This is a genomic window from Nocardia sp. CA-119907 (assembly GCF_050955995.1).
Taxonomy (GTDB): Bacteria; Actinomycetota; Actinomycetes; order Mycobacteriales; family Mycobacteriaceae; genus Nocardia.
Genome location: NZ_CP192091.1, coordinates 7,438,332 through 7,464,263 on the forward strand (window position 1 = coordinate 7,438,332; position 25,932 = coordinate 7,464,263).

The 25,932-nt window shown below is 66.8% G+C and carries 29 protein-coding genes and 1 pseudogene; 16 read left to right on the forward strand and 14 right to left on the reverse strand.

Annotation, left to right across the window (positions count from 1 at the left end; translation table 11 throughout):
• From ACQP2D_RS33340 to ACQP2D_RS33350, 3 genes are read left to right on the forward strand one after another with little or no spacing between them, the layout of a single operon-like run.
• Positions 1 to 423: a GPW/gp25 family protein gene (locus ACQP2D_RS33340; protein ID WP_433679897.1), complete on the forward strand. Its 423-nt coding sequence runs from the start codon at positions 1 to 3 to the stop codon at positions 421 to 423.
• Positions 420 to 2,396, forward strand: a complete 1,977-nt coding sequence (locus tag ACQP2D_RS33345) for a putative baseplate assembly protein (RefSeq protein WP_433679898.1) — start codon at positions 420 to 422, stop codon at positions 2,394 to 2,396. The genes ACQP2D_RS33340 and ACQP2D_RS33345 overlap by 4 nt, the downstream gene beginning before the upstream one ends.
• On the forward strand, positions 2,393 to 2,932 hold the full coding sequence (locus ACQP2D_RS33350) for a phage tail protein (RefSeq protein WP_433679899.1): 540 nt from the start codon (positions 2,393 to 2,395) through the stop codon (positions 2,930 to 2,932). Before ACQP2D_RS33345 ends, ACQP2D_RS33350 begins: the two co-directional genes overlap by 4 nt.
• On the opposite strand, the gene ACQP2D_RS33355 is transcribed toward ACQP2D_RS33350, so the two are convergent.
• The 3 genes from ACQP2D_RS33355 to ACQP2D_RS33365 form a co-directional block, all read right to left on the reverse strand.
• Positions 2,850 to 5,717 (reverse strand): BTAD domain-containing putative transcriptional regulator, encoded by a 2,868-nt coding sequence (locus tag ACQP2D_RS33355; RefSeq protein WP_433679900.1) that lies wholly within the window; start codon positions 5,715 to 5,717, stop codon positions 2,850 to 2,852. The two genes, ACQP2D_RS33350 and ACQP2D_RS33355, sit on opposite strands and share 83 nt — an antisense overlap.
• A gap of 142 nt (positions 5,718 to 5,859) precedes the next feature.
• Entirely contained in the window at positions 5,860 to 6,264 is a 405-nt protein-coding gene (locus tag ACQP2D_RS33360; RefSeq protein WP_433679901.1) for a DUF6294 family protein, read from the reverse strand.
• A gap of 99 nt (positions 6,265 to 6,363) precedes the next feature.
• A complete protein-coding gene (locus ACQP2D_RS33365) occupies positions 6,364 to 6,492 on the reverse strand; it encodes a hypothetical protein (protein WP_433679902.1) in 129 nt (42 codons plus the stop codon).
• An 84-nt stretch (positions 6,493 to 6,576) separates the two neighbouring features.
• Between ACQP2D_RS33365 and ACQP2D_RS33370 the strand changes: the two genes are divergently transcribed.
• Positions 6,577 to 7,515 (forward strand): hypothetical protein, encoded by a 939-nt coding sequence (locus ACQP2D_RS33370; RefSeq protein ID WP_433679903.1) that lies wholly within the window; start codon positions 6,577 to 6,579, stop codon positions 7,513 to 7,515.
• Positions 7,512 to 8,234: a DNA polymerase gene (locus tag ACQP2D_RS33375; RefSeq protein ID WP_433679904.1), complete on the forward strand. Its 723-nt coding sequence runs from the start codon at positions 7,512 to 7,514 to the stop codon at positions 8,232 to 8,234. Before ACQP2D_RS33370 ends, ACQP2D_RS33375 begins: the two co-directional genes overlap by 4 nt.
• A gap of 34 nt (positions 8,235 to 8,268) precedes the next feature.
• On the opposite strand, the gene ACQP2D_RS33380 is transcribed toward ACQP2D_RS33375, so the two are convergent.
• Complete coding sequence (locus ACQP2D_RS33380) at positions 8,269 to 8,901, reverse strand: glyoxalase (protein WP_433685844.1); 633 nt, start codon at positions 8,899 to 8,901, stop codon at positions 8,269 to 8,271.
• A 347-nt stretch (positions 8,902 to 9,248) separates the two neighbouring features.
• Here ACQP2D_RS33380 and ACQP2D_RS33385 point away from each other — a divergent pair, with 347 nt between their 5' ends.
• The gene (locus ACQP2D_RS33385) at positions 9,249 to 10,595 is read left to right on the forward strand and encodes a family 1 glycosylhydrolase (RefSeq protein WP_433679905.1); all 1,347 of its coding nucleotides are present in this window, start codon (positions 9,249 to 9,251) and stop codon (positions 10,593 to 10,595) included.
• A gap of 32 nt (positions 10,596 to 10,627) precedes the next feature.
• Here the strand turns inward: ACQP2D_RS33385 and ACQP2D_RS33390 are convergent, their stop codons facing one another.
• The gene (locus ACQP2D_RS33390) at positions 10,628 to 10,873 is read right to left on the reverse strand and encodes an AIM24 family protein (protein WP_433679906.1); all 246 of its coding nucleotides are present in this window, start codon (positions 10,871 to 10,873) and stop codon (positions 10,628 to 10,630) included.
• A gap of 184 nt (positions 10,874 to 11,057) precedes the next feature.
• On the opposite strand from ACQP2D_RS33390, the gene ACQP2D_RS33395 reads away from it, so the two are divergent.
• Complete coding sequence (locus ACQP2D_RS33395) at positions 11,058 to 12,485, forward strand: serine hydrolase domain-containing protein (RefSeq protein ID WP_433679907.1); 1,428 nt, start codon at positions 11,058 to 11,060, stop codon at positions 12,483 to 12,485.
• A 28-nt stretch (positions 12,486 to 12,513) separates the two neighbouring features.
• Positions 12,514 to 13,233 carry a MerR family transcriptional regulator gene (locus tag ACQP2D_RS33400; protein WP_433679908.1) on the forward strand — a complete coding sequence of 240 codons (720 nt, stop codon included), beginning with the start codon at positions 12,514 to 12,516 and terminating at the stop codon, positions 13,231 to 13,233.
• A 210-nt stretch (positions 13,234 to 13,443) separates the two neighbouring features.
• On the opposite strand, the gene ACQP2D_RS33405 is transcribed toward ACQP2D_RS33400, so the two are convergent.
• On the reverse strand, positions 13,444 to 14,040 hold the full coding sequence (locus ACQP2D_RS33405; RefSeq protein ID WP_433679909.1) for a TetR/AcrR family transcriptional regulator: 597 nt from the start codon (positions 14,038 to 14,040) through the stop codon (positions 13,444 to 13,446).
• A 106-nt stretch (positions 14,041 to 14,146) separates the two neighbouring features.
• Between ACQP2D_RS33405 and ACQP2D_RS33410 the strand changes: the two genes are divergently transcribed.
• Entirely contained in the window at positions 14,147 to 14,842 is a 696-nt protein-coding gene (locus ACQP2D_RS33410; RefSeq protein WP_433679910.1) for an SDR family NAD(P)-dependent oxidoreductase, read from the forward strand.
• Between the two features lie 463 nt (positions 14,843 to 15,305).
• Here the strand turns inward: ACQP2D_RS33410 and ACQP2D_RS33415 are convergent, their stop codons facing one another.
• From ACQP2D_RS33415 to ACQP2D_RS33430, 4 genes are all read right to left on the reverse strand, one after another.
• Positions 15,306 to 15,461: a hypothetical protein gene (locus ACQP2D_RS33415; RefSeq protein WP_433679911.1), complete on the reverse strand. Its 156-nt coding sequence runs from the start codon at positions 15,459 to 15,461 to the stop codon at positions 15,306 to 15,308.
• Positions 15,462 to 15,583: 122 nt separating this feature from the next.
• Positions 15,584 to 16,600, reverse strand: coding sequence for an alpha/beta fold hydrolase (locus tag ACQP2D_RS33420; RefSeq protein ID WP_433679912.1), 1,017 nt, complete (start codon positions 16,598 to 16,600; stop codon positions 15,584 to 15,586).
• A gap of 21 nt (positions 16,601 to 16,621) precedes the next feature.
• A complete protein-coding gene (locus tag ACQP2D_RS33425) occupies positions 16,622 to 17,107 on the reverse strand; it encodes a DinB family protein (RefSeq protein ID WP_433679913.1) in 486 nt (161 codons plus the stop codon).
• Between the two features lie 24 nt (positions 17,108 to 17,131).
• Positions 17,132 to 17,758 carry a class I SAM-dependent methyltransferase gene (locus ACQP2D_RS33430; protein ID WP_433679914.1) on the reverse strand — a complete coding sequence of 209 codons (627 nt, stop codon included), beginning with the start codon at positions 17,756 to 17,758 and terminating at the stop codon, positions 17,132 to 17,134.
• A gap of 138 nt (positions 17,759 to 17,896) precedes the next feature.
• Here ACQP2D_RS33430 and ACQP2D_RS33435 point away from each other — a divergent pair, with 138 nt between their 5' ends.
• The 3 genes and pseudogenes from ACQP2D_RS33435 (at position 17,897) to ACQP2D_RS33445 (ending at position 18,762) form a co-directional block, all read left to right on the forward strand.
• The gene (locus ACQP2D_RS33435; protein WP_433679916.1) at positions 17,897 to 18,478 is read left to right on the forward strand and encodes a helix-turn-helix domain-containing protein; all 582 of its coding nucleotides are present in this window, start codon (positions 17,897 to 17,899) and stop codon (positions 18,476 to 18,478) included.
• Positions 18,479 to 18,532: 54 nt separating this feature from the next.
• Positions 18,533 to 18,622, forward strand: a pseudogene (locus ACQP2D_RS33440) (MerR family transcriptional regulator); the annotation flags it as partial.
• 17 nt (positions 18,623 to 18,639) lie between these two features.
• Positions 18,640 to 18,762 (forward strand): hypothetical protein, encoded by a 123-nt coding sequence (locus ACQP2D_RS33445; protein WP_433679917.1) that lies wholly within the window; start codon positions 18,640 to 18,642, stop codon positions 18,760 to 18,762.
• 39 nt (positions 18,763 to 18,801) lie between these two features.
• Here ACQP2D_RS33445 and ACQP2D_RS33450 read toward each other — a convergent pair whose 3' ends face one another.
• Positions 18,802 to 19,941 (reverse strand): FAD-dependent oxidoreductase, encoded by a 1,140-nt coding sequence (locus ACQP2D_RS33450; RefSeq protein WP_433679918.1) that lies wholly within the window; start codon positions 19,939 to 19,941, stop codon positions 18,802 to 18,804.
• Positions 19,942 to 19,985: 44 nt separating this feature from the next.
• Here ACQP2D_RS33450 and ACQP2D_RS33455 point away from each other — a divergent pair, with 44 nt between their 5' ends.
• The 3 genes from ACQP2D_RS33455 to ACQP2D_RS33465 all read left to right on the forward strand — a co-directional run bounded on the left by ACQP2D_RS33455 (position 19,986) and on the right by ACQP2D_RS33465 (position 22,143).
• The gene (locus ACQP2D_RS33455) at positions 19,986 to 20,666 is read left to right on the forward strand and encodes a TetR/AcrR family transcriptional regulator (RefSeq protein WP_433679919.1); all 681 of its coding nucleotides are present in this window, start codon (positions 19,986 to 19,988) and stop codon (positions 20,664 to 20,666) included.
• 295 nt (positions 20,667 to 20,961) lie between these two features.
• Positions 20,962 to 21,450 carry a GNAT family N-acetyltransferase gene (locus ACQP2D_RS33460; protein ID WP_433679920.1) on the forward strand — a complete coding sequence of 163 codons (489 nt, stop codon included), beginning with the start codon at positions 20,962 to 20,964 and terminating at the stop codon, positions 21,448 to 21,450.
• 246 nt (positions 21,451 to 21,696) lie between these two features.
• Complete coding sequence (locus ACQP2D_RS33465; RefSeq protein ID WP_433679921.1) at positions 21,697 to 22,143, forward strand: hypothetical protein; 447 nt, start codon at positions 21,697 to 21,699, stop codon at positions 22,141 to 22,143.
• Between the two features lie 37 nt (positions 22,144 to 22,180).
• Here ACQP2D_RS33465 and ACQP2D_RS33470 read toward each other — a convergent pair whose 3' ends face one another.
• The 3 genes from ACQP2D_RS33470 to ACQP2D_RS33480 form a co-directional block, all read right to left on the reverse strand.
• On the reverse strand, positions 22,181 to 23,572 hold the full coding sequence (locus ACQP2D_RS33470) for a flavin monoamine oxidase family protein (protein ID WP_433679922.1): 1,392 nt from the start codon (positions 23,570 to 23,572) through the stop codon (positions 22,181 to 22,183).
• 222 nt (positions 23,573 to 23,794) lie between these two features.
• Positions 23,795 to 24,490, reverse strand: a complete 696-nt coding sequence (locus ACQP2D_RS33475; RefSeq protein ID WP_433679923.1) for a helix-turn-helix domain-containing protein — start codon at positions 24,488 to 24,490, stop codon at positions 23,795 to 23,797.
• 693 nt (positions 24,491 to 25,183) lie between these two features.
• The gene (locus tag ACQP2D_RS33480; RefSeq protein ID WP_433679924.1) at positions 25,184 to 25,402 is read right to left on the reverse strand and encodes a hypothetical protein; all 219 of its coding nucleotides are present in this window, start codon (positions 25,400 to 25,402) and stop codon (positions 25,184 to 25,186) included.
• Between ACQP2D_RS33480 and ACQP2D_RS33485 the strand changes: the two genes are divergently transcribed.
• Positions 25,395 to 25,919 carry a cytochrome P450 gene (locus tag ACQP2D_RS33485; RefSeq protein WP_433679925.1) on the forward strand — a complete coding sequence of 175 codons (525 nt, stop codon included), beginning with the start codon at positions 25,395 to 25,397 and terminating at the stop codon, positions 25,917 to 25,919. The two genes, ACQP2D_RS33480 and ACQP2D_RS33485, sit on opposite strands and share 8 nt — an antisense overlap.
• Positions 25,920 to 25,932: the final 13 nt, after the last annotated feature.

A 25,932-nucleotide genomic window follows, 5' to 3' on the forward strand; every position in this document is an offset into this window, starting at 1 on the left:
ATGTCCGAACACTTCATCGGCGCCGGATGGGCATTCTTCCCCATGCGGACCGACTACACCGGCGCCATCGCACTGGTCGGCGCGGACCAGGAGATCAAGGAGAGCATCCGCCTGATCCTGGGCACCACACCGGGCGAACGCCCAATGCGTCCCGAATTCGGTTGCGCCATCCATGAATTCGCCTTCGCACCAGCGGACGCCGCGACCGCAGGGCAGATCGTCTACGAGGTGCGGGCCGCACTGGAACGCTGGGAGCCGCGCATCGACGTCGATACCGTGCAGGTGCGCTTCGACGATGTGGACAGCGGAACGCTCTACATCGATATCCGGTACCGCGTCCGAGGTCGCAACGACCCGCGCAACCTCGTATTCCCGTTCTATGTCATCCCACAGCACGCCGAACAGTCGGAAGGTGCGTCATGACGCTGCCCGCACCCAACCTCGACGACCGCAGCTTCCAGGGGCTGGTGGATGACGCGAAACGCTATGTTCAGCAGCATTGTCCGGAATGGAGCGATCACAATGTCTCCGATCCCGGTGTCACCCTGCTGGAAACCTACGCCATGGTGGTCGACCAACTGCTCTACCGGCTCAATCGGGTACCGGACCGGCTCTATCTGAAGTTTCTGGAGTTGCTCGGGATCCGGCTGTTCCCACCGGCGGCCGCCACCGTCCCGGTCACCTTCTGGCTGTCGGCACCGCGTGCGGAGGTTGTGCTGGTGCCCGTCGGCACGCAGGCCGCCACCGACCGCGAGAACATCAGCAGACCCGACCAATGGCGAAGCGAGCCGATCGAACCCGTCGTCTTCGCGACCAGCCGCGACCTGCCGATCGTGCCGTGCACGCTGACCGCGATCGCGACCGGGGCAGCCGATGGGCCGGTGCTCGACCGCACCGACGAGCTGACCACCGGCGCGCAATTCGCCTGCTTCTCCCCCACTCCCCTACCCGACGACACGATGTACCTCGGCCTGTCGAATCCGGTGCCCTCCTGCGCGGTCGTCCTGCGATTCGACTGCCGAGTCGAGGGCGTCGGCGTCGATCCGCGGCAACCGCCGCTGCTGTGGGAGGCCTGGGACGGACGCCACTGGGTCGGCTGCGAACTCGAACGCGACGGGACCGGCGGTCTCAACCGTCCCGGCGATATCGTCCTGCATGTGCCACCCACGCATCGGGCATCACCGATCCAACGGCGCACGGCGGGCTGGCTGCGCTGCCGGGTGGTGCCGGTACGCCCCGGCCAGCCGCCGTATACCGCCGCACCGCGGGTATTCGCCGCCTCCGCCTTCACCATCGGCGGCACGGTCGATGCCAGCTACGCCGAGGTCGTGCGCGACGAGATCATCGGCATGTCCGAAGGCGTTCCGGCACAGGAGTTTCCGCTCGAACAACGACCGGTCGTCGCCGAACCCGACGAGGATATCGTCGTCGAAGTCGCCGCGGGCGATGGTTGGCAACGGTGGACCCGGGTCGAGCACTTCGGCGAGAGCCGACCCGATGATCGACACTTCACCCTCGACGCCGTCGCGGGCACCATCGTCTTCGGCCCCGCCGTGCGCCAGCCGGACGGCTCGATCACCCGATACGGTGCGGTGCCGCCGAAGGGCGCACCGATCCGGGTACCGGTCTACCGGACCGGCGGCGGACGTCGTGGCAATGTGGCGCGCGGCGCCGTCCGGTCACTGCGCAGCTCGCTGCCCTATGTCACCCGCATCGAGAACCGGCGACCCGGCACCGGCGGGGTGGACGGCGAGACGGTCGAGAATGCGAAACTGCGCGCGCCGATGATGCTGCGCACCCGCGAACGTGCCGTCACCACAAGGGATTACGAATTACTCGCCTTAGCTTCCTCACCGCGCGTCGCGCGCGCCCACTGCCTTGCGGGCACAGGGCAGGACGCGGCGGTGGTTCGGGTGCTGATCGTTCCGGAGATCGATAGCGACGAGGCGGCGACGGTACCGTTCGAGCGGCTACAGCCTTCCGATGAGTTGCTCCAGCGCGTCGTCTCGTATCTGGACGAACGGCGGATGATCGGCGCCCGCCTGGTCGTCGAACCACCGCGCTATCGCGGGGTGACCGTGGTCTGCGCGGTGCGCGCACGCGCGACCAGCGATCCGGGCCGGGTTCGTGCCGATGCGATCCGAGCGCTCAACAGCTATCTGCACCCGGTGACAGCCGGCCCGAGCGGCCAGGGTTGGCCGCTCGGCAGAGCGGTGCAGGCCGGCGAGCTGTACGCGGTACTGCAGGGCGTCGAGGGCGTCGAGCAGATCGACGACCTGCGGCTCTACCCCGCCGATCCGATCAATGGAACGCGCGGCGAGGCCACTCAGCGAATCGCCCTGCCGCCCAACGGGTTGGTGTACTCCTTCGAGCATCAGATCAAGGTGACGTCATGAGAGGCACCGTCGCCGGACTGCCGTCGGCGCATCCGCTCGGCGAATTCCTGCCCGGCATCTACCTGGACGACCCGTTCGTCCAGCGCTGGACGGCCGGAATGGACGATATCCTCGCCCCGGTCTTCGTCACTCTCGACGCCCTGTACACCTATATCGATCCCGCGCTCGCCCCCGCCGACTTCCTCGGCTGGCTGGCGGGCTGGGTCGATGCCGATACCGATGAACAGTGGCCGCCCGAACGGTTGCGTGCCGTTGTCGCGGCCGCGGTCGGCCTGCACGCCCGCCGCGGCGGTGTCATGGCGCTGCGGGAGCACATCCGCAGGGTCTGCGACTGCGAAGTGGAGGTGGTGGAAAGCGGTGGGGCGCGGTGGTCCCGCACTCCCGATACGACCGCTCCGGGTGAGCCCGTGCCGCGCCTGGTCGTGCTGGTACCCGCCGACCGCTGGGATACGGTCACCCGGCAGCGGATCGCACGCGCGGTCGAGGCGATGTGCCCGGCGCATATCCCGTTCGAACTGGCCCGGCAAGGACGGTGACCGAATTCGTGGTGTGAACACCCAATTCGGCGAGCATCTTGGCGTAATCGCGGCGAGCGCGCTCCGCGGCGGCCAGATCGTCCGCGCGCTGATAGGCCGAAATCAGCAGGCGCCAGGCGCGATCCAAATAGGGGTCGATGCCGAGGCTGCGCCGCAACGCATCGATCGCCGCGGCAGCCCGGCCGCGCCCCAACTCGAATTCGGCGAGGGTGACACCGGCCAGGGACGCCTGGGTTCGCAGTCGATCACGTTCGGCCACCACCCATTCGGCGGCCCCATCGGCAGGAAGAAGTTCGCCGCGGTATTCGGCCAGCGCCGTCGTGAGCGCGCTGTGTGCGCGGTCCTCGTCGCCGACCTGCAGTGCGCATCGGGCGGTCTCGAGCGATGTCTCGAAGGCGACCACATCGGCGGCGCTACGCCCCTGCAGGACAAGCGAATACGTCTCGCCCCGCCGCATCAGCAGCGTCCACTTGCCGCGGCCGGTGCCGGGCTCGAGAAAGCCCCGCACCGCCGACACGCTCACCTGCAGGCTCTGCCGTGCCTGCGTCGCGGGGAGATCCGGCCACAGTGCCGCGGCCAGATCGTCGCGATGCACCCACTGCCCGGCCCGCATCGACAGATACCGCAGAGTCGCGGCCGCCCGTGGCCGCAGCGTCCGCGGATCCAATTCGGTGCCGTCCACCTCGATGACGAAGGCGCCGAGGCAGCGCAGTCGTAGCACCGCGTCGTACGAAATCGGCAGCACCACAGCGGGATTCGCCGCCGGCTCGGCGTCGCGAACGCGGTCGAGGAGTGTCTGCGGCAGCGGCATCCCGATCTCCGCGGCGAGTGCGCGGGCGGCGGCGAATGGGGCGGCGGCGACAATGTCGGTCCGGGCGGCATTGGCGAGCAGGGCGATGGCGCGGGCACCGGGGACGCCGGTCGTCCGGGCGAATGCCTCGGCGCGGGTCGCCTTGCTTTCGGCGGCACCCGCACCTTCGGCCGCAGCCGCCAATGCCTCGAACGCCAGCGCCCACGCCATCGGCGTATCGGCCCGCAGCCGGGCGCACCGTTCGGCAACCGCTTGCCACAGCGGCATGGACGACTCGCCCGCCACCAGCGCCCCATACGCGGCCACCGCCGCCGCCAGCACGGCTCCCCATTGATCCCCCGCGGCATCACATTCCGCAAGGATCTTGGAAGCAGCACCGAGCTGCGACAACACGCGGCACTGCCGCATGACGACGGTCGCGCCGAGGCGTTCGGCCTCACCCGCCAGCTGCTCGATCCGCGTGCCGATGTTCTCACCGCAGGCCATGGCGGCGAGCATGCCGACGAACTGCGTCCACAGCTCGAGTATCGGGTCCGCCGCGTCGCTGACCGACAGCTGGGCGCGCTGATCAGCGCGACGCACATGACCGGCCAGCACCAGCGCGCAGGTCTGCGCGAAAGCGTCACCGGCACAACCGATGTCATAGTCGACATAGTCCAGCGGGCGACGCATCGACGCCGCACGGATCCGGTCCAGCCAGTGCAGTTCGGCCTGGGGCGCGGCAGCCAGCCAGATATCGACGAGCCGCCGTTCTCGCGCCGCCGCGTCACGCAGCTCGGGTTCGGAGAACAACCGCTCGGCATGCCGATACCGCTCGGCCCCCCGCCGCAGACTTCCGGCCGCCACCTCCCGACGCGCGGTCGCCAACGACAGCCAGGGATCCTGCTCGACCACCGATGTCGGCAGCCCCGCACACCACACCGGGCTCTGCGGATCGCCGACTACCCTCGCCCCATAGGTATTCAGCAGCCTGGCCACCTCGGTCCAGTGTTCCGCGCGCGCGAACAGCCGCGCCGCCTCCGGATACGCGTGCTCGTCCTCGAGTTGGGTCGCGGCCTTCCGGCACCAGCGGGTCGCCTCGGCCGCGCCGAGTTCCTCGCGCAGCGCCGACGCCAGATGCTGGCGCAGTACCTCGTGGTAGCGGAAACTGTGGCCGTCATCGTCCGAACTGGTCAGGGCCTGGCGCCGCTCCAACTCGGCCAGCAGCGCCGCGGAATCGCTTCGACCGAGCAGGCGGTCGCAGCGCTCGGCGGTCAGCGTCTCGAAAACCTGTGTGCGACGCAAGAATTCACATAATTCGGCGGGCAGCTCACCGAGTACGGTGCGGGCGAGATAGCCCTGCAGATAGCGCGCCCTACCGCTCAGCGCACAGATCGCCGCGCGCCGGGCACCCGCGCCGAGCGTCTGTGTGCCGAGGTGGAACAGGTGCAGACCCGCCGCCCAGCCATCGGTGAACCGGGACAGCGCCGCCGCCTCGTCCGGCGGTAGGCGACGGCCGTACACGCCCGCGAACAGCTCCTCGACCTCCCAATAGCGGAACCGCAGATCATCCCCGGAAAGAACTGTCACCCGCCCGATTTCGGCGCGCATCAGATTGATGGTGGGACGTACCCGGGAGCCGAGCACGACGCGCACGCGTGGCGAACCGCCCGACCATGCGAACCGTTCGAAGGCCGACTCGGCCGGTCCGCCGACAACGAAATGGAAATCATCCACGATCAGGGTTCGCGGGTCGTTCTCCGAGGCCGCCCGCAGCCGCCGCAAGAAACGATCGGCGTCGACGTCGTCCGGATCGGCCCGATACCAGGCCAGCCGCTCACCGCCGATCGCGGCATACTGCTGGAGCAGGTGCGTCTTACCGGATCCCGCTGGCGCGATGACCACCGTGACGTCGGCGTTCGCCATCCGGCGCAGCAACCGGGGCCGCTGCAGACCGCGCCCCCCGGGCGATGCCGTGGCACCAGAGTCGAGCACGCGGCACCTCCTCCCAGCCAGCCGCGGTGTTATCTCCGAGTTTGCGCCGAGTCGAGCACGCGGACACGGGTACTCGACTACGCGGATTTGCCAGGTGAGAATCGATGGGATCTACCTACTCCCGGTGCCGTGGTCGCATGGGTCAGCATCGATTGTCGAGATGCAGTTGGCTGAGCTTCGGCCACAGCACGCTGTCGAACTCGCCGTGAGCGGTCCACACATACCGCTGGGAGTTATCGTCCAGGCCCATCACGAACTTCCGGCGGTCCCCCGGATCCGGCACAAACCGATCGGCGTTGCGCATCCACCCCAGCACATTGCCCCGATCGTCGCGCAGTTGCACCCACATCAGCCAGGCGTCGAAATTGCCCCCGCTCGTGACGACAGCCTCGAATTCGGCCTTTCCTTTGTCGTTCAACGTCCATTTGGCTCCGGCGAACATGGTGCAGTCCCCTGCATGCTGGTCCTTCTTCCACTCCCAGGTAAAGGACTCCTCCGCCTGCGCCGATCCAGCGAACCCCATGGGCACGGCCGCCGCGATCACCACTGCGAAAACTGCTCTGATCACCCGCTGAGAATTAGTCATGCCGGAACGGTACGAGCGAGCCATCACCCTCGACATCGACCGAACTACTCAATCCCCTACTCATCCGCCTGCACGCCGATTGCGGTGCACCACAATGGACTTCGACGTCACAGTGGCAGCAGGGCCGTCCACACGCTCACCCGCCACCTCGCCGACCGCCGCCGCCGAGGCGATTACCGTCAACGCCATCGCCCCCTGGGATTGTCGAGTCCCTCGAGGCCGCTCCAGAGGTAGGTGTCGAACGGTGCAAGACTCGGGAACGTGCGATGGGCGGTGGCGGAAACGGGCGACGGAGGTGCCCGGCTGTGTCCGCTCGATCAGTACGGTCGGCCCGCCGGACCGGTGCTACGCGAGCCCTCGCTCGCCGAGGCGGTGCGCGCACGCCCTGAAGTCGAGCGATGGGTCTGGCGATCCACGGCCGAGATCTATCGACCGCTGCTGGCAGTCGGCGTGCCGGTCGAGCGCTGCTACGACGTACAGGCCGCGGAGGCCCTGCTGATCGGCCATGAGCAGGGTCAGTCGGGCCAGGCCCACTCGCTGGTGGCCGCCTGGGCGCGACTGCACAATCTGCCCGTCCCGCCGGATGCGCCCGCACGTGCCGCAGAAACCCAGCCGTCATTGTTCGATTCCGGCCCGGTACCACTGCCACCCGGCACGGACGAGTTCGACGCCCTACTCGAGGTCTACGCGAATCAGCTGGCGCGTACGGCGAAGACCGAAGATCCGGAGCGCATGCGGCTGCTGCTCGCCGCCGAATCGGCCGGCATGCTGGTTGCCACAGAGATGTCCCGAGCCGGAATACCCTGGCGCGCCGACGTCCATCGCGAACTGCTGGACAAGCTACTGGGTGAACGCTTTCCCGGCGGGCTGGAGCCGCGTCGGATGGCGGAGTTGGCCGACGAAGTGTCACGCGCCTTCGGGGCGGGTGTCCGGGTCCGGCCGGACCTGCCCAACGACATCATCCGAGCCTTCGCTCGCGCCGGAATCTCATTGTCCTCAACCCGAAAATGGGAGCTCCAGCAGATCGATCACCCCGCGGTAGCGCCGTTGCTCGCCTACAAATCGCTGTACCGCCTGTATACCGCCCACGGTTGGTCCTGGCTCGAGCAGTGGGTACACGGCGGCCGCTTTCGTCCCGAATACCTGCCCGGCGAAAGGTTTCCGGCCGCTGGACCACCAACGGTGGCGGCGCCCTGCAGATTCCCAAAGTGATCCGCCAGGCGATACGCGCGGACCCGGGATGGCGTCTGGTAGTCGCCGACGCCGACCAAATGGAACCGCGAGTACTTGCCGCGATCTCCCGCGACCCGGGATTGATGCAGGTGGCCGGTCGCGGCGAAGACCTGTACGCGGCGCTGGCGGAGAGTGTCTTCGGCGGCGACCGTGCCCAGGCGAAAATCGCTCTGCTCGGCGCCATTTACGGCCAGACTTCCGGCGATGCCCGCACTCACATGGCCGAACTCCGCCGACGTTATCCGGCCGCGATGGCGTACGTCGACGACGCGGCTCGCGCCGGCGAGGAAGGCCGCTTGGTCCGCACCTGGCTGGGGCGCACCTGCCCGCCGGTCTCCGTCGCATCGCCCGACCTCTCCCACGACGAGGAAAGGTTCGGCGAGTATGGCAACACCTCCGCAACGCGCGCCCGCGGCCGCTTCACACGTAATTTCGTGGTGCAGGGCAGTGCCGCCGACTGGGCCCTGCTGCTACTGGCGGGCGTGCGTCATGCGATGGCTCGCGCCGGGCTCCGCGCCGAACTGGTCTTCTTCCAACACGACGAGGTAATCGTGCACTGCCCGGCCGAGGAAGCCTCGACGGTCGCCGAAATGATCGCAACCGCGGCGCAGAACGCGGGCCGAATCGCCTTTGGGCCGACACCGGTGCGGTTCCCGTTCACGACCGCGGTGGTGGAGTGCTATTGGGACGCCAAGTGAGGATGCGCGCGCGATCGTTCCCCGACCGACCGGCTCACACCGATGCGACCTCCCAGTCGAACCCGTCCGGGTCGGTGCAGGGCCCGATGCCACCGCCGATGACCATCCGGTGCGACCCGGTGCCCTCCGCGGGAACGCCTGCATCCTTGGCAGCGGCACGCCGCCCGTACAGCGCCAACTTGACCGAAGACGGCGCCGCATCGAACTCGACGTACTTACTGCCGAAACTCTTCGCAACGGTCAATCCGCGATCGACGTAGAACTGCTTGGTCGCCTTGACATTGTCGACCCCGAGCAGGACCACGAAATCGTCGATCTCGCGGGTGGCCGGACCGGTGTCCTTCTTCGCCGACGTCGCGATCTTCCAAATCGCCCCGTCCGGAGCCTGCACGACGCCGCCATACCCCCAGAAGCTCTTCTTGGCCTGCTTCAGTGTTGTCGCCCCCGCCTCGACAGCGGTTCCGATCAGGCTGTCGACGGTACTCGGCTGCGACACCACGAGCGACAGGATGAAGCCACGAAAGCCGCTCGTCGGCGTCTGGGAAGCGCGCACCTGCACCCTGTCGCCGAGACCGAACGCGGCGGTGTAGAAAGCCTCGGCGGCCGCGGCGTCGGGCACCTCGAGAATGACGGATTCGATAGCGGCCTGATCAATAGTGATGTTCATGGCAGTAACGCTATTTTCCGCCCGGTAGCCAGCGCTTCTCGATTCCTGATCGCTTTCATCTGTCCCCCGACGGCGCTGTTCTGATCCCCGTGGCGACCCCTTGGCAACCGCCGACGCCCAGTGCTTGGCTGAGGTGCTGGCCACCCCACGTCCGCAGCTCGCGGCGCCGCGCAACCGGTACGTCTACCGGCGCGCCCCGGCCAAGCACTCGCCTTGCGCTGGGACGATGTCGACCTCGATAGTAACTCGACTCGAATCACTCTCTCCTACACCATCATCGGAATCAGTTTGCCACCCAACATTCATGATTTGTCCACCACGGACGGTGATCGAGTTAACCTGAATCGATGCGATCCCGGTTCCATCGGTACATCCTGGCCGCGCTCGCCGCTGCCGCATCGACATTGCTGCTGTGCACGCACTCCTCGGCCGTCCCGCCGCTCCGTTCGAACACCGCCCTACCGGCGCTCGGCTCGGATTTCCTCTGGGGTGTCGCGTCCTCCGGATTCCAGTCCGAAGGCCATGCGCCCGACAGCAATTGGACGCGGTACATCGCGAACTCCGGCGCCGACGAACTGCACGATTCGGTCGACTTCTACGATCGATACGCCTCCGACATCGATTCGGCGGCCACGCTGGGTGTGAAGGTGTTCCGCATCGGAATCGAATGGGCTCGTGTGCAGCCCGCGCCGGGCGCCTGGGATGCCGCCGCGTTCGGCTTCTACGACGCGGTGATCGCAAAGATCGTGCAGGCCGGGATGCGACCGATGATCACGCTGGACCACTGGGTCTATCCCGGTTGGGCGGCCGACCGCGGCGGCTGGAGCAACCCGGGCATGGTCGGGGATTGGCTGGCCAATATGCGCACGGTCGTCGATCGCTATGCATCCCGAAATCCACTGTGGGTCACCGTGAACGAGCCGGTCGCCTACATCGTGCACGAGGCCCGCCGGGGCGCCGCGAATGCGGACGAGATGCTCGACCGGGTCGCCCAGGCCCACAACGCCATCTACGACTACATCCACCGAATCCAGCCCGGCGCCCAGGTGACCAGCAATGTCGGCTATGTGGCCGGCTCGGAGGCTCAGGTCAACGGCGAGCTCATCGATCGCATCGCGGACCGGCTCGACTACGTGGGCGTCGATTACTACTCCGCCTACGATCCGGTGCAGTCGCTGCTGAGTTCCATCACCCGAGCCATCGGATCGGCGATGCCGGAGCTGCCCGGACAGCGCATCTGGGAGCTGCCGGTGCGCACCGAGGGCATCTACTATGCGCTGCAATACTATTCGCACCGCTTTCCGAACAAACCGCTCTACGTCGTCGAGAACGGTATGGCCACCGAAAACGGTATGCCCCGAGCCGACGGCTACACCCGCAGCGACCACCTTCGCGACACCATCTACTGGATCCAACGCGCCGTAGCCGATGGCATGAACGTCATCGGCTACAACTACTGGAGCCTCACCGACAACTACGAATGGGGCAGCTACACACCACGATTCGGCCTCTACACCGTCGACGTGCGCACCGACCCGACCCTCACTCGCCGCCCGACCGATGCGGTCGGGACCTACACCCAGATCATAGCCGCGGGCGGTCTGCCCGCCGACTATCGTCCCACCCGCGGCCCAGCGATCTGCGTACTCGTCGACCCACCGGCCAGCTGCCTGACCCCGGTCGCAAACCCGTAACGTGTACGCCGCAGACCCGACTGTCGGCGCAGTCACCATGCCCGAGATCCGTTTTCGGTTCGACCCCTGAGGCAGTTCGCGTTGGGCTGTGGGAGATACGGCGTCAGGGCGTGCGCGAGATTGCTGATGGTCAGTGATTGCCGCCAGACGCGGGCAGGGCCGGTGAGTGCGGCGAGGAACAGGCCATCACCGCCGAAGAGAATATTGCGGATTCCGCGCAGCAGGGTGATATCGAATCCGACAGTAGCGTCGAACATTCCGATGTGGCCGGGGTGCACGCTCCGGTTCCGGCGAGCATCGTGATGCCTTGGACTACAACGACATCCACCAGGGTAGGCGCTCGATGTCCACCGTGCCGGCCCTTACCCGGATACCTGGCCGGGGCGGCGTACCAGATGAACAGACGAAAATGAGGCTTCCGGCTTGACCTTGCCCCTGGGGCAAGGTTCGACGATGGTTCGCATGGACAACGCACTGCATCTCGTCGAAACCCGGATCCGCGAGCAGGCCGCCGCCTACTGCGCATCCAATAACATCCCCGGATTCGTCGCTGGCGTCTACCACGCCGGCCAGCAGATCGTCATCGCGCACGGCACCGCGAACCTCGCCACCGGCGCACCGATGCTCGAGCACACCGGATTCCTGTTCGGCTCGGTCACCAAGGTCCTCACCACCACGCTGGTCCTGCGGCAGGTCGAGCGCGGGCTCTTGAACCTCGAGACTCCGGTCGTGCGGTACCTTCCCGAATTCGCCTTGACCGCGCCGGGCGCGGACAAGATCCTGGTCCGGCACCTGATCTCGCACACCAACGGCATCGACGCCGATCTGTTCTTCCCCGATGCCAAGGGCCGCGACGCTCTGCGGACCTACGTCAACGGACTCGCGAACAACTGCGGCACCCTGTTCGAACCCGGCGAGCAGCTCAGTTACTCCAATGGCGGCATGATCGTTGCCGGCCGGCTACTCGAAGTGGTGACCGGCCTGTCCTTTCCGGACCTGCTCGAGCGCGATATCTACGCACCCGTCGGCATGAAGGACTCCAGCACCTCGGCCGAGCAGGCCATCCTGCGCAGCACCGCGATCGGCCACTTCCCGGACCCGGAAACCATGGCGGCCAAGCCGACTCGCATGTTCATGCTGCCCGACACGTGGGGACCCGCGGGCGGGACGCCGATCGGCACCATCGCCGACCTGCTCGCCTTCGGGCGCACCCACCTCGCGGGCGGCGTTTCCCCATCCGGCACGCGAATCCTGTCATCCGAGTCGACCGCGCTGATGCAACAGGTCTCCCACGATATGGCCACCCCGAACGTCCCCCCGATGGGCCTGGGCTGGGTGCGGTATCCGTTCGGCGACACCACCGTCTTGGCCATGTCGGGCGCATCGCCGGGCGGCGTGTCCATTCTGTGTGTCGTGCCCGAACACGACTTGGTCTTCACCGCCTTCGGCAATACCTCCGGGGCGATCATGCTGCAGGACCAGATCCTGCAGTGGCTCCTGCGCGACCACCTCGGCATCCAGATCCCCACTCTGATAACCGAATCGGAGCCCGACGTCGACCTCACCCCCTATGTGGGCACCTACCGCTCCAACCAGCTCCGCATCGACGTCAGCATGGTCGACGGCCAGCTCGAGGAACGGATGACCTACGAACCCGCCGACGAATCGCAGCAGCACATCTTTACGGAGTTCGCCGGCGGTATGACCGCCGCCCCACCGCAGCGCTACGTGCCGATCCGACCCGGTCTCTTCGCACCCGCCGGATACCCGCTGGAGACCTTCGACGGATACCTGCGCCTACTGCTCGTCTCCTACCACGACATCCGCGACGGCCGAGCGCGCTTCCGCAACGGCGGCGGCCGCCTGACCCGACGGAACCATTCGGAATGATCCGACCGCCGGTGCAAGGATATCCAGCATGATCACGATCGGCCGGCTCGCGGACTACGCCGGAGTGACCACCAAGGCCATCCGCCACTATCACGAGCGCGGTCTGCTCGCCGAGCCCGACCGCGACTCGTCCGGCTACCGGCGCTACACCGCCCAGCACGCCATCGACCTCGTCAAGATCAGAACCCTCGCCGATGCGGGCGTACCACTGGCCCGCATCAAAGAGCTCCTCGACGCCGACCCGGACGCGCTCACCGCCGCCATCGCCGAAATCGACCACAACCTCGAAGACCGCATAGCGCAGCTGCGGCGAACCCGCGAACACCTCACCCAACTGCGCGGCGGCGACCGCCTTTTCGTCTCTCCCGAAGTCGCAGACTACCTCGACGACCTACGCGAACTCGGCATCAGCGAACACCGCATACAACTCGAACGTGACGGCTGGATCCTCATGCAAACAGCCTCCCCCGAAGACGCCGCCGTCTGGCTCGCCGAAAAACGTGAACTCATCACCCACCCCGAAGTCCGCGCCCTCTACCTCGACTACGACGCCGCCTACAACTGGTCCCCCACCGACCCTCGCCTCCCCGCCCTGGCCGAACGCACCCGAACCTGGTTCGCCACCCACCAAACCACCTCCGAGCCCCGTCCCGTCCACAATCCCACCATGGCCCGGCTGGCCGCCCAGTCCCAGCCCGGCGCCTCATCCCCAGCATGGGACCGCCTGAACCAACTCATGAAGGAGTAGTTCCCCCTTTTCGGCCGCCGAGCACGTGGGTCCGCACCTGCGGCGAGCCCCGAGCAGCGCCTCGAATTGCAGGTGCGAAAGTCGCAGTGTCGGAGACTCGTTGGCCACCCGTGGCCGGTGCACGTACTCCGCGGCGAGTGTACGCAGGTGCGGTAGCAGCTGCTCAGGACCGATCGCGGAATGTGCAGATGTCCGGTCCGGACCGGACACTTATCGCGAACGAGGTTCTAGCAGGTCCTCGACCAGGCGGCCGGTGAGAGCACGAGGAATGCTCGCCCCGGTCAGAGCGCAGTAAACGAGCGGACCGAGCAGGGCATCAAGAGTGGCGTCGAGGCCGAGTTCGGGCGAGATCTCACCGGCGTCGATTGCGCGCGTGAGCATGTCGCGTTCTCGAGCGCGGCGCGGCTCGAGATAGCGCGTGTGGAAGCTCTCGGCGGTGCCGGGATTGTGCTGCGCCTCGGCGATGAGTGCGAGCAGGACCTTGCCGGCAGGCTCGCGGGTGAGGAATCGGGCGAAGCCGCGGATGTACGCGCGGATGTTTTCTGCTGTGGGCTTGTCCGTCGGGATGGGGAGGTGCTTGTCGCTGTCTTCGATGAGCGTGTCGAGGAGGATCTCGACCTTCGAGGGCCACCAGCGGTAGATCGTCTGCTTGGCGACGCCGGCACGGCGCGCAATCGCCTCGATGGTCAGAGCGCCGAAGCCGTGCTCGACGAGCAGATCGTCCGCGGCATGCAGCACGGCCAGCCGCGCAGCCTCGTCGCGACGGTTGCCCGAGCGCGTCCTGGGCTGGGAGTCCGGGGCGGGCATGCGGTCACCTTACCGGTCGGCGATGCCGCGACCGGGCGGCGGCGTACTGGTATTGTCTAGACGCAACGTTGCGTCTATTGAATATTGACTCAGGTAGGAGCGGACAATGTCCACCACGTCCAACCGTCAAGCGCTCGTCATCGGGGCCTCCAGGGGCTTGGGCCTTGTTCTGGCCGGCGAGCTCGCTCGACGCGGCTGGCGAGTCATCGCCACCACGCGCCGCGGCGGCGGTGAACTGCAAGCGAATTCCGATGCATCCGATGGACGGCTGCACATCGAAACGCTGGAGATGACCAGCTCCGAACAGTTGGCCGCGCTGCGCGAGCGACTGGACGGGCACCGACTCGACCTACTCTTCGTCAACGCCGCCATCGATCGCGGCAATCTGCCGATCGATGAGGTCCCCACCGACATGTTCACCGAAGTGATGATCACCAACGCACTGAGCCCGTTACGCGTCCTCGAGGCCCTGCGAGGGCTCGTCGTGCCTGGTGGAACCGTCGCGGTCATGTCCTCCGAGCAGGGCAGCATCTCGCAGAACACCGAGGACGGCTATGAGCTCTACAAGGCCAGCAAGGCCGCGCTCAACCAGCTGATGCGCAGTTACGCCACCCGCCATGCCGGCGACGGACACACCAAACTGCTCATCGACCCCGGCCACAACCGGACCCGGCTCGGCGGCCCCGACGCGCCTCTCACCCCGCAGGAGAGCATCCCGGCCGTCGCCGACGTCCTGGAGACACAGGCCGGCGCACCCGGCCTGCAGTTCCTGGATCGGCACGGTCAGACCGTCCCGTGGTAGAGCCACACCTCCGCTGATCAATCTGTCGTGCCACCCGCCCGCACCGGCATCCAGTATTCGGCACCATCGAGCACCGGCTGTGACGCGAGATACGTTGTCGAACAGGCGATCAGAAGCCGAAATCTGAACATGCACCATGCCGCAACAGGGGCATACCTGCCCTGGTGCGCCGGCTCGCGGCCGACGTTGCGATCGCGGCTGCGATCAGATTCGGCGCGTTCTGGATCCGGTCGAAGTTCAGTACTCGACTGTGCGGCAATCAAAGTGAACGCGCTACTAGCAGCCGAGCAAACTCGCAGAACCAGCCCAAATCCACCGACGTCGCCCAGGCGCACCGGGTGAGTGAGGAGGGCCACGCGCGCGGAAAGCTGGTAGTGCTGGTCGGCTGAGGCGGCCGGGAGGGCGAGAACGCCTGGCGGTCAATGGATATGGCTCTGGTGCGCACGGGCGCCCGCCGCGCCGCTCAGGCGGTCACCGACTTGTGGGCCTTGGACGCCGCGTCGAGGCAGACGCGGAAACCCGCTCCCCGCAGTCGCATTCCTTCGGGCTCGGCAGCGACTCCGCCGTGATAGCCGCGAGCGCGCGGGCGGCGCGGTTCGGGGCGTTGGATGTCGGTCATGTCATGGTCTTTCGCTGAACGGTCGGGCATGCTGCGTGGATTCCACTGTGGCTCGCGCGGCCCTGCTGCCACATCTGTCAGCTGATGCGACGTAGTTGCCATCCGGACCGGCCCGGGCGTCGTCAGTCGAGGAAGTGCTCGAGTTCAGCGGTGACGAACTGGGGATTCTCCTCGACGAGCCAGTGCCCCGCGTGCGGGACGTCCACGGCTCGCGCGATGTTGGTCAGGCGCGCAGCGACGGTGGCTCGGACCGCGTCGAGTTGGCCTTGGGCGGTCATGAGCAGGGTCGGGACAGGTGTCGGTGCTGCTGCTGCGGTGTCGCGGACGTCGGTGTCGAGGGCGCGGTAGAGCTCGAAGCCGCCTACCAGGGCCTCGGGCCTGCTGTAAGTGCGTGCGTATTCGTCGATCTCGGCGTCGGTGAACGGGGACCGCTGCGAGGTGCCGCCGAATGCCGTGCCGCCGAAGGAGACCTGCGGATAGAACATGGCCAGGTACTCGCGGACGTGGTCGCCGACGACCGCTTCGGGGACCCGTGGCTGGGAGTGGAAGGCGATGTGCCAGCTCAGTGAGCGGTAGGTGCGTGCATCGATCGCGGGTCCGGGCAGCGGTAGGTCGAGGTAGCCGAGACGTGCGGTATCGGTGGGGAACTGGGCGGCGTACTCGAATGCGACGGCGGCACCGAAGTCGTGTCCGACGACGCGGGCGTCTCGCACGCCGAGCCGGTCGGCGATCAGGGCGTGTACGTACCGCGCGAGGGTGGCCTTGTCGTAGCCGGTCGGTGCGCCGGTGCTGTCACCCAGCCCGGGGAGGTCGACGGCGTAGACGGTGTGGTGTTCGGCGAGTGCGGGCATGATCGGCCACCAGCCGTACCAGGTCTGTGGCCAGCCGTGGATCAGCACCACCGGCGAGCCGCTACCGCCGGTCACATAGTGCATGCGAACGCCGTCGACGTCGGCGAACTCGTGCTGAAAAGTGTTCTCGAACTCGGGATCCCCGTGCGTGGCGGCGGCGTAGGAGGGGACGGCGGGGGTTGTCGTGGCGCAGGCCCCGGTCCCGATCGTGAGCAGGATCGCGAGTGCGATGGTGGTAACCGTGCGCGTGGAGCGGAGTAAGCCGTGCGGCCGGGTTGCGGTGATCATGTGGTCCTGTCCTGGATGATGTCAGCGGCCGGTTGTGCCGTCGATCAGTTCGCGGAGAATGTCGGCGTGGCCGGCGTGGCGGCCGGTCTCCTCGATCATGTGTGTGAGTGCCCAGCGGAGGCTGGGAGCGGGACGGCCCGGCCGCGGAACCGGTGCGCCGAGATCGGTGCAGCCGTCGAGTATTTCGTTGGCCCGCTCGACCGCCTCGCGGTAGCGGGCGACGACGTCGGCCACGGTGTCGGTCGGTGCGGCCTGGAACGTCGCCTGCCAGTTGGCGACCCGGTCCCCGAGGAACATCGAGCGCTCGACGAAGGTGAGATGCCGCAGCAGGCCGAGCAGGTTCGTACCCGAGGCCACCGCGGCCGTTCGCACCTGCGGTTCGGGGGCGCCCTCGACCTTCGCGGCGATCGCGGCCCGCAGATAGTCGAGAAAGCCGCGCAGCACCTCGGACTCGCTGTTTTCGGTGCGGGGCGGCGGAGTGTCGTTGGGGCGCTTGGTGGTTGGCACGGTGATCTCCTTCCCTGGAGGGGGTCAGGCGGTGCGGCGGATGAGCAGGACGTGGTCGGTGACCTCGGCGGTGCGCCCGTCCGGTCCCGTCGCGGTACGGCGGGGCGCGTCGGCACGCTCGACCGTCCACGTCGCCGGATCCAGGTCGATTGCGGCCGCGACCTCGTGCGGGTACGGGTACCGGATGTCGGGATCCTGATTCCACGACCAGGGCGCGGTCGAGCCGTGGTCGACGACCAGCAGCCGCCCGCCCGGCCGCAGTGCGTAGGCGGCCAGGCGCAGCACGGCGGCTCTGTCGAAGTCGTACGGGGTGTGCAGGTAGTGCGCGCAGACCAGGTCGAACCGCCCCGCGGGAAAGGACTCGCGCAGGTCGTGCCGCTCGCCGGTGATCCGGTCGTGCAGGCCGTGCGCGCGGGCGAGGCCGGCGAGCCGATCGATCGCCACGGCCGAGATGTCGATGGCGGTCACCCGCCAACCGCGCTGGGCGAGCCACAACGCGTCGCCTCCGTCGCCGCAGCCGAGGTCCAGTGCGTCGCCGGGTGACACATCCGGAACCGTCTCGGCGAGAAGAACATTCGGGCGCGGGTCCGCGGGTGCCGGCCGGTCGGCATACACCGCGTCCCAGAACGTGACCGCATCGGTGGTGGTCATCGAGACTCCTACTGTCGGAATAGTTTTCGGGGATGGCAAGCCGTCGGAGCTTGCGGAGACGGCGGGTGGGTGGGACTCAGTCTCATCCGGCACAGCACGTTCTGGCACGCAATCTTGCGGTTCCGGCAAGATGGGCGCATGGACCCCGAAACCGATGACGTGCTCGACGCGGTGGGCCCGCGGCTGCGTGCGTTACGGCGCGAGCGCGGCATCACCCTCGCCGACCTCGCGACGACGACCGGCGTCTCCGAGAGCACACTGTCGCGGCTGGAGAGCGGGCAGCGCCGGGCAACCCTCGAGTTGCTGTTGCCGCTCGCTCGCACCTACGACGTGCCGTTGGACGACCTCGTCGGTGCGCCCCGCACCGGCGATCCCCGAATCCATCTGAAACCGATCCGGCGGTTCGGGATGATCTTCGTGCCGCTGTCCCGGCGGCCGGGCGGGGTGCACGCGTTCAAGATGATCATTCCCGCGCGTGCGGTACCACTGGAGCCGACGCCGCAGACACACGACGGCTTCGAGTGGCTGTATGTGCTCAACGGCCGCCTCCGACTGGTAGTCGGCGAGCGCGACCTGACCTTGCCGCCCGGCGAGGCCGCGGAATTCGACACCTCCGTACCGCACTGGCTGGGCAGCGCCGACGGTGGCACGGTCGAACTGCTCATCCTGTTCGGCGCGCAAGGGCTGCGATCGCATGTACGCGCCGACCCGCATCGGTGAGCTTCCCCGGGAGCCCGCCCGTGCGGCGTCGACGCGAGGCGGAAGGCGACAGGCATCGCATGGAGCACCCGTGAACTCGCCCGCACCGGCCTGCGGACGGTGCGGCACTATCACGACGTCGGACTGCTCGGCGAGCCCGAACGGCCAACGGCTACAAACGGATGCTGCAGTCCCTTCCCGCCGCGCTACCCGCAGGCCACGACCTCGACGACCTGCCCGCCGACGCCGACGTGCGCACCCGCATCGAGCCGGCCGGTTTTCGGCACCAAATGAACAACGGGTGATCGCGCTGGCTGGACGTCCGGTTGTCCGACCGTAACCGGCTACATTTCAGCTCGACTGAAGAACGCGAGCATTCTCCGGCTGGCGTCCGGTGATGTCAGGATTTCCTGCATGCGTGCGGACATCCGGGCGGCAGCGCTGGTGCGTTCGAACATCTCGCGTTCGTATTCCTCGACGGCGGCGGGAAAGTCGTCCGGGTGCGCGGCCAGCGCGAGGCCGAGCAGGGCGCCGTCGAGCAGTGCCATGTTTGCGCCCTCTCCCACCGGCGGCATCAGGTGCGCGGCATCGCCGAGCAGCGTGACGCCCGGCGTCGACGGCCAGGTCAGGCCGACCGGGAGCGTGGTGATCGACCGCGGCACGACCGTGCCGTCGCAGGCCGCGATCAGCGCGGTGAACCGTGAGTCCCAGCCGGGTAGCAGCTCGATCAGCCGCGCCCGGGCGGCGGCCGGGTCGTCGAACGGGATCCCGCTGGTAGCGAACCAGTCCTCGGCGGTGTTATAGAAGCTGATTCCGATGCGAACGCGGCCGTCGCCATTACGCTGCGCCGCCAGAGATAGTCCGTCGCCGAGCACCCAGTAGTTGCCGCGCCCGACCATCGCCGCGAGGTCGGGGTGCGTGTGGTCGATGTCGGGAATGCCGATCTCGACGACGTTTTGGCCGATATGCGCCGGGCGGGCGTCGGTGAGCAGCGCGCGGACCCGGGACTGCGCGCCGTCCGCGCCGACCAGCAGGTCATACGTCGCGGTGCTGCCGTCGGCGAAGTGCAGCAGGCCGTTGTCGGCGGATGTGAACGCGTGCCCCCAGCGCACCACGTCTTCGGGAAGGGAATCCAGCAGCAGGTTGCGCAGATCGGCGCGGTCGACCTCCGGTCGCTCGAGCGGGGCGTCGTCGGGCGTGTCCTCTTGGAGCAGCAAGGTGCCGTCCGGCTCCAGCAGGCGCATGTCCTGCCCTTCGCCGCGGGCGATGGCGTGGAACTGGTCGATCAGGCCGGCCGCACGCAGCGCTCGCTGCCCGGAATGTATGTCGAGCATGCCGCCCTGACCACGCGCGCCGCGCGAGAGTTCACGTTCGTACACCACGGCGTCGATGCCGTTCACGTGCAACACCCTGGCGAGGGTCAGGCCGCCCAGTCCGGCTCCGACGATGGCGATGGTCATGGGTTCCCCTTCGATACACCGCATTTTCCGATACACTGTATCGCACCATCCGATGTATCGTCAGCGGCATGTTGGTGTGGGAGCGCCCGGAGCCACCGAATCGACCGGTGCTGGCACCGCTCAGCCGGGAGCGGATCGTACGAGCGGCGATCCGGCTGGCCGACGCGGACGGCCTGGAGGCGGTGTCGCTGCGCAAGGTCGCCGCCGCCCTGGACGTTGGGCCGATGCGGCTCTACGGGTACATCGCCACCAAGGACGAGTTGCTCGACCTGATGGTCGATGCGGTCTACGCCGAGATCCGGCCGGCCGGAGACGGTTGGCGAGCAGTGCTGCGCTCCCTTGCCGAAACCACCCGACAAGCCGCTCACCAGCACGAATGGCTCGCCGACCTGATCGGTGGGCGGCCCCAACTCGGGCCGCACGCGCTGGCCAGGGGCGAGGCTGTGGTGGCCGCAATGGGTGGCGTCGACGTGGACACCGTCATGCCGGTGGTCGACGCGGTCAATGCGTACGTGATCGGCGCGGTGCGCAGAGAGATCACCGAGCGGCGCGCCGAGCGGGCCACGGGGATGGACAAGCAGCAGTGGCAGGCCGCCTTCGGGCCCTATCTGGAGCGAACCTTCGCAACTGGCCGATTCCCCGCGCTGGCCACGGTCGTACACGACGGCGCCCACCTGGATGCCAACCAGACCTTCCGAACCGGCCTCGACTTCCTCCTCGACGGAATCGAGGCCCACATCTCAGGCTGACGCGCGCGACCATTTTCTACGCCTTGCGTCCACGAACACCCATCTGTCAGGCGTTCGTTCCTGAAACCGGACCCAGCGCAGCAAGCCAGGCTGGAAGCGATCCGAGACAACACCCGGCCTCCCGGCCTGGCCTGGAGCGCCGACCGGCACACGCCACTGATCGAGGAGTTTGCCGACCTCGCCGCCCGACTCTCACCATCCGTTACGCACGAGAGTTGCTGAGGGCGACCTTTCGCTATCCCAGGCGTGCATGAATCTCCTTCGACCGCACCGTGATTTCAGCGACCATCAGCAGATGACTTCCAGATGGCCCGACCGTCTTGTTGTGCGCTCATGGACCACTGGCGATGCTCGTTGCGTGGCTGCCTGGCGATATGACGGTCTGTGGAGTGTTTACGACTCCACTGAAGGCGAACTTCACAATGCCGCAGGCGAGTACCGGGCAGTGGTCGGCCGCGATGACGACGAAATGGTTGGGTTCTACTGCACCGGAGCAGAAGCGCGGGTGCCAGGGTTGGACGGGCAGCCTGGTGTGGTCGACCTCGGCGTGGGTATGGCTCCGACGTGGGTTGGCCAGGGCTATGGCTTCAGTTTCGGAAATGCCGTGATCACTCATATCCGCCGAGCCCATCCGACGTCCGTCCTACGCGTGGTTGTTCAGTCGTGGAACACCCGCAGTCTGCGACTCTTCCACCGCCTCGGATTCGTCGAGTCCGGCCAACATCAGTGCGTGCAGAACGATCGACTGATCACTTATGTCGTAGCACTGCTTCCAGCGCCGTGAATATCCCCAACCCGGCGACCGCAACACCGTCGTCATCGCCGCCGACTCTGCGGCACACCAACATCATCCGGAATCGGATTCGGCAACTTCGTCCGAACCTCGCCGGACACAGACTGGCTTCGACCGCGAACCGCGACGTCTCCGACCGCACCTTTGCGGTCTCGTTGTCATCTGCCGCCTTGGGCACCGATGAGTCCGATCGTCTCGCGGCGTCCATATCAGTAATCCATCGGAGAGGAGAGCGCGATGAACCAGTCCGCCAACGAATCGGCACGTAAGCGCCTGCAGGTCTTCGTCGGGGAATGGACGATGCAGGCCGGACCTCCCGGCGGGCCGCCGTGGCCGGGTGCCGGCCGCGTCACCTTCGAATGGCTTACGGGCACACCGCTATTGGTCCAGCGCTGGCATATCGACCTGCCCGAGGCTCCCGACGGTGTCGCGATCATCGGTTGCGATGGAATGAGCGACACCTACTACCAGCTCTACACCGACGACCGGGACGTTCAGCGAATCTACGAAATGACCCTGACCGACAGCACCTGGACACTGCAGCGCGACGGCGAGCCCTTCGCCCAGCGATTCACCGGCAGATTTTCCGACGACGGAACGACGATCCAGGGGCGCTGGGAACTGGCCGAGGACCGAACGACCTGGAAGACGGACTTCGACCTGACCTACACGAAGGTCGCCTAGCGCGTGCACGGACCGAACAGTCCTGTCGCACAAGGCTTCAACGATCAGTCGACCGTCCTCCGGCCACGGCCACGGTCACGGTTTCGTATTCCATTGCTTCGCTCGCTGCCCGCTCACCCGAACGAATGGCTCCATCGACCCAACCACACATGACCGCAGAGCTCTCGGTTCCGGCCCAGTGGATGCGGCCGCAAGGTGCGCGCAGGGCATGGCCGAACTGTGTCAGCACACCGGTCGGTGCGTGACTTAGCATCCCGCCACCGGAGTAGCGCTCGGCACTCCAGTTCTGCTCGATGTAGTCGACGGGCGAGCGAGCCTTGTCGCCGAACCGCTCGACGAGCGCACCGAGTATCGCCGTCCTCCGCTCGGGCTCATCGAGTTGTCCGATCTGCCGCGCGATCGGCCCCTCGGTGATCACGCACATGATCCCGGGTCGCCCGGCGTCGGTGCAGGCATCGATAGTGATGGTCGCGGGCGACCCCGGGGCGGCCGACTGTCCCGACAACCCGTCACTCCGCCAGAACGGTTCGTCATACACGGCCGCAATCTTGAAGATCGAGCCGCTCGGCATCCGCTGATGCAAGAACGATCGATCGACCGGCAGCATCGGCTCGTAAAGAATCTGGCTCGCAATCGCAAGAGGAACCGCCACGATCACCCGGCGTGCCCGCACGGTCATCTCGTCGGAGCGTACCGTCACCCCGTCCACGTCCTGACGGATGCGCCGGACCGGCTGCAACAGGTGGATCGAATCGCCGATCTCGGCCGCCATCGGCCCCGAGATGGCACCCATGCCCCCGACCGGTCGAGCATCCTGGGCGCTGTCCTTGACTCCCAAGACGAAGCCGGGCCCGCCCCCCGATGCCATCTGGTACAGGACAAAGAGCAACGACACCTCCGAGGCGTCGGAGGTGTAGCAGCCGGCGATCGCGGTCTCGAGGAGCTCGTGGGCGGGCTTGGACAGGGTGTTGCTGTCCAGCCAATGCGCCAGACTGATCCGATCCCACTTGTCGGCATTCTTCGCCGACCACGGAGCTTCGAGGGGAATCGACTTGCACATATGTCCCAGCTCGAGAAGCACAGCACCGAGGTTCATCGCCGCCCAGGGGCTCATCGTCCACGGGATCGTGCCCGTATAGCGATGTTGCTTGCCGTCGACCACCATCATGGCCTCGCCGTCGGTGTATTGCTGGTAGCTCGGTACCCCGAACTCGTTCATCAACGCATAGATCCGGTCCTGCCCCGGCCCTATCCAGGCGCCACCACGATCGATCCAGGCCCCGTCCGCGCGCACCTCGGTGAACGTGCGCCCGCCGAGCCGGTCGCGAGCTTCCAGCAGCGCCACCGAACGACCCGCCTGCTTCAGCCGCAGCGCGGCCGTCAATCCGGCAAATCCCCCACCAACTACGCAATAGTCGACGTCTGTCATGGAACGCCGCCCTCGTGTTGAAGTTCCGCGCAAAGCCGCCGCGCGGCCACGCGCACTGCCTACCGCACCCGCGACACAACGGGTGCGAAATCGCCTTCGATCAGGCTCGAATTATCCAGCAATTCTATAGCAATCCTGGAGGTGAGCCAGCTCTACTTCGACATTGGTGATGTGCGAGCACCCCCGTCATAGCTCCCCGGTGGATATTGGTCTGGGGTTAGCTCACGAGCGATGCCAGCGTTCGACGACTAGGACCATCTGCCGACCGACATAGTCGAGGTATCGGCTTATCTCGTTCAGCCGGGCACCCGCAGGCGTTGCCACACCGAGCATTTCGGCCCCTCGGCGAGCCGCCTTTACCCGTTCTTCGGTGGCGCGGGCCAGGTTCAGCGTGGTGCGGTACCAGGTGTCGTCATCGATGCAGTATCGATCGCGGCGTCGCGAATCACGTTCCCGGCGAATGAGATCCCGTTTCTCCAGCGCGCCGACAGCTGTGGAGATGGAGGCCGGACTCACCTGGAGCCAACGCACCAATTCGGCCGCGGTGAGACTGCCGGAGTCGGCGAGATGCAGACAAGTCAGCACCCGCGCTTGCATCCGAGGCATACCGTCGTTTACGAACAACTCGGTGAAGTGTGTCGCGAAATCGCGCACCGCATCGTTATCGAGCGTGAATCCCGCTGAAGCAGGGCCCGATTGCTGCGCTGTCGCCGCCCTGTTTCGCTGGGCCCGCACCGCAGTGGCCCGGTGAGCTCGGTCGGCGCGATAACGACCGGGGCCGCCGTTGCGGGTCACCTCTCGGCTGATCGTCGAGGCCGGCCGCCCGAGCTGGCGCCCGATCTCGGTGTACCCCAGCCCATCGGCGAGTCCGGCCGCGATGCATTCCCGCTCGTGCAGGGTGAGCCTGCCTCCTGGCATAGGTGCAGTACTCCTTCAGGTTCGTCGCGCGGTATCAGTATGCGTTCAGCGACATCTCATTGCATGTCGGGTACTCGACGTTGCGTTTGACGGCAAGGTCATTGCACGGATGAAACCGAATCTATCTGCAGTAATCATGAATTACTGCGCGGTCCGTGTTGAGTGCTCTCTGAATGAGGCCTAGCGTTCGATTCAAACTGAAACTCGTGCGCCAGAAGGAATCCGATGACCGAGTCGTTGACCACCGCCTTCTCGTTGCCCACAGTTCGTCCCGCGGGCCGCCCCTTCGATCCACCGACCGAACTGGCGCAGTTTCGTGAGCGAAATCCGCTGATCCGCATGATATTTCCGGACGGCCACCACGGCTGGCTGGCGACCGGGCATGCCGTTGTGCGCACAATCCTGACCGATCCGCGCTTCAGTGCGCGATCCGAGCTCATGCACTCTGCGCTGGCCGATCTCGGCCCACTGCCCCCGGCACCGCCCGGCGACTTCCTCAACCTCGACGCACCCGAGCACACCCGCTACCGAAAGCTATTGACCAGCAAGTTCACCGCCAGACGGATGCAACTACTCACCGAGCGGGTGGCACAGATCAGCACCGAATACCTGGACGCCATGGAACGAGCCGGTGGTCCGGTGGATCTGGTGAGGTCGTTCGCCTATCCGGTTCCGGCGCTGATGATCTGTGAACTACTCGGTGTGCCCGGAGCCGATCGGGATCGGTTCCAGTACCTGGTGGCCAACCTGGTCGCCAAGCTGAGCGATCCGGACGTGCCCCTCGAACAGGGCATCGCCGCCATCGAGGAGTCGCAGGAATACATGCGGGACCTGGTCGCCGCCAAACGAGCCGAACCGACCGACGACCTGCTCAGCGATTTGACCAGCACCGATCTCGCGGGGCGTGAGCACCGGAGTGGGCGTGCTGCTGCTGATCGGCGGAATCGAGACAACTTCGAATATGTTGGCAATGGGCACTTTTGCGCTGCTGCGCCACCCGGACCAGCTAGCCGCGCTGCGCGCCGATCCCGATCTCGCCGATCGGGCGGTCGAGGAGCTGATGCGCTACCTGGCTATCGTCCACACCTTGACCCGTTCCGCCCTGGAGGATGTCGAACTGGGTGGGCAGGTGATCAGAGCCGGTCAGACAGTGGCGCTCTCACCGCAGGCAGCCAATCGCGATCCAGCCAAATTCGAACATCCGAACAGTCTCGACCTGCGGCGAAATGCGATGGGACACCTGGGTTTCGGATATGGCATCCATCAGTGCCTGGGCCAGCACCTGGCCCGGATCGAAATGCGAACCGCACTGCCCGCCTTGATATCCCGGTTTCCAACCCTCCAGCTCGCAGTGCCCGCGGACGAGATCCGGATGCGCCCGGATGGCCTCGGTGTCTATGGCGTGCAACGGCTTCCGGTCACCTGGTAGGAGAATCGCCGAA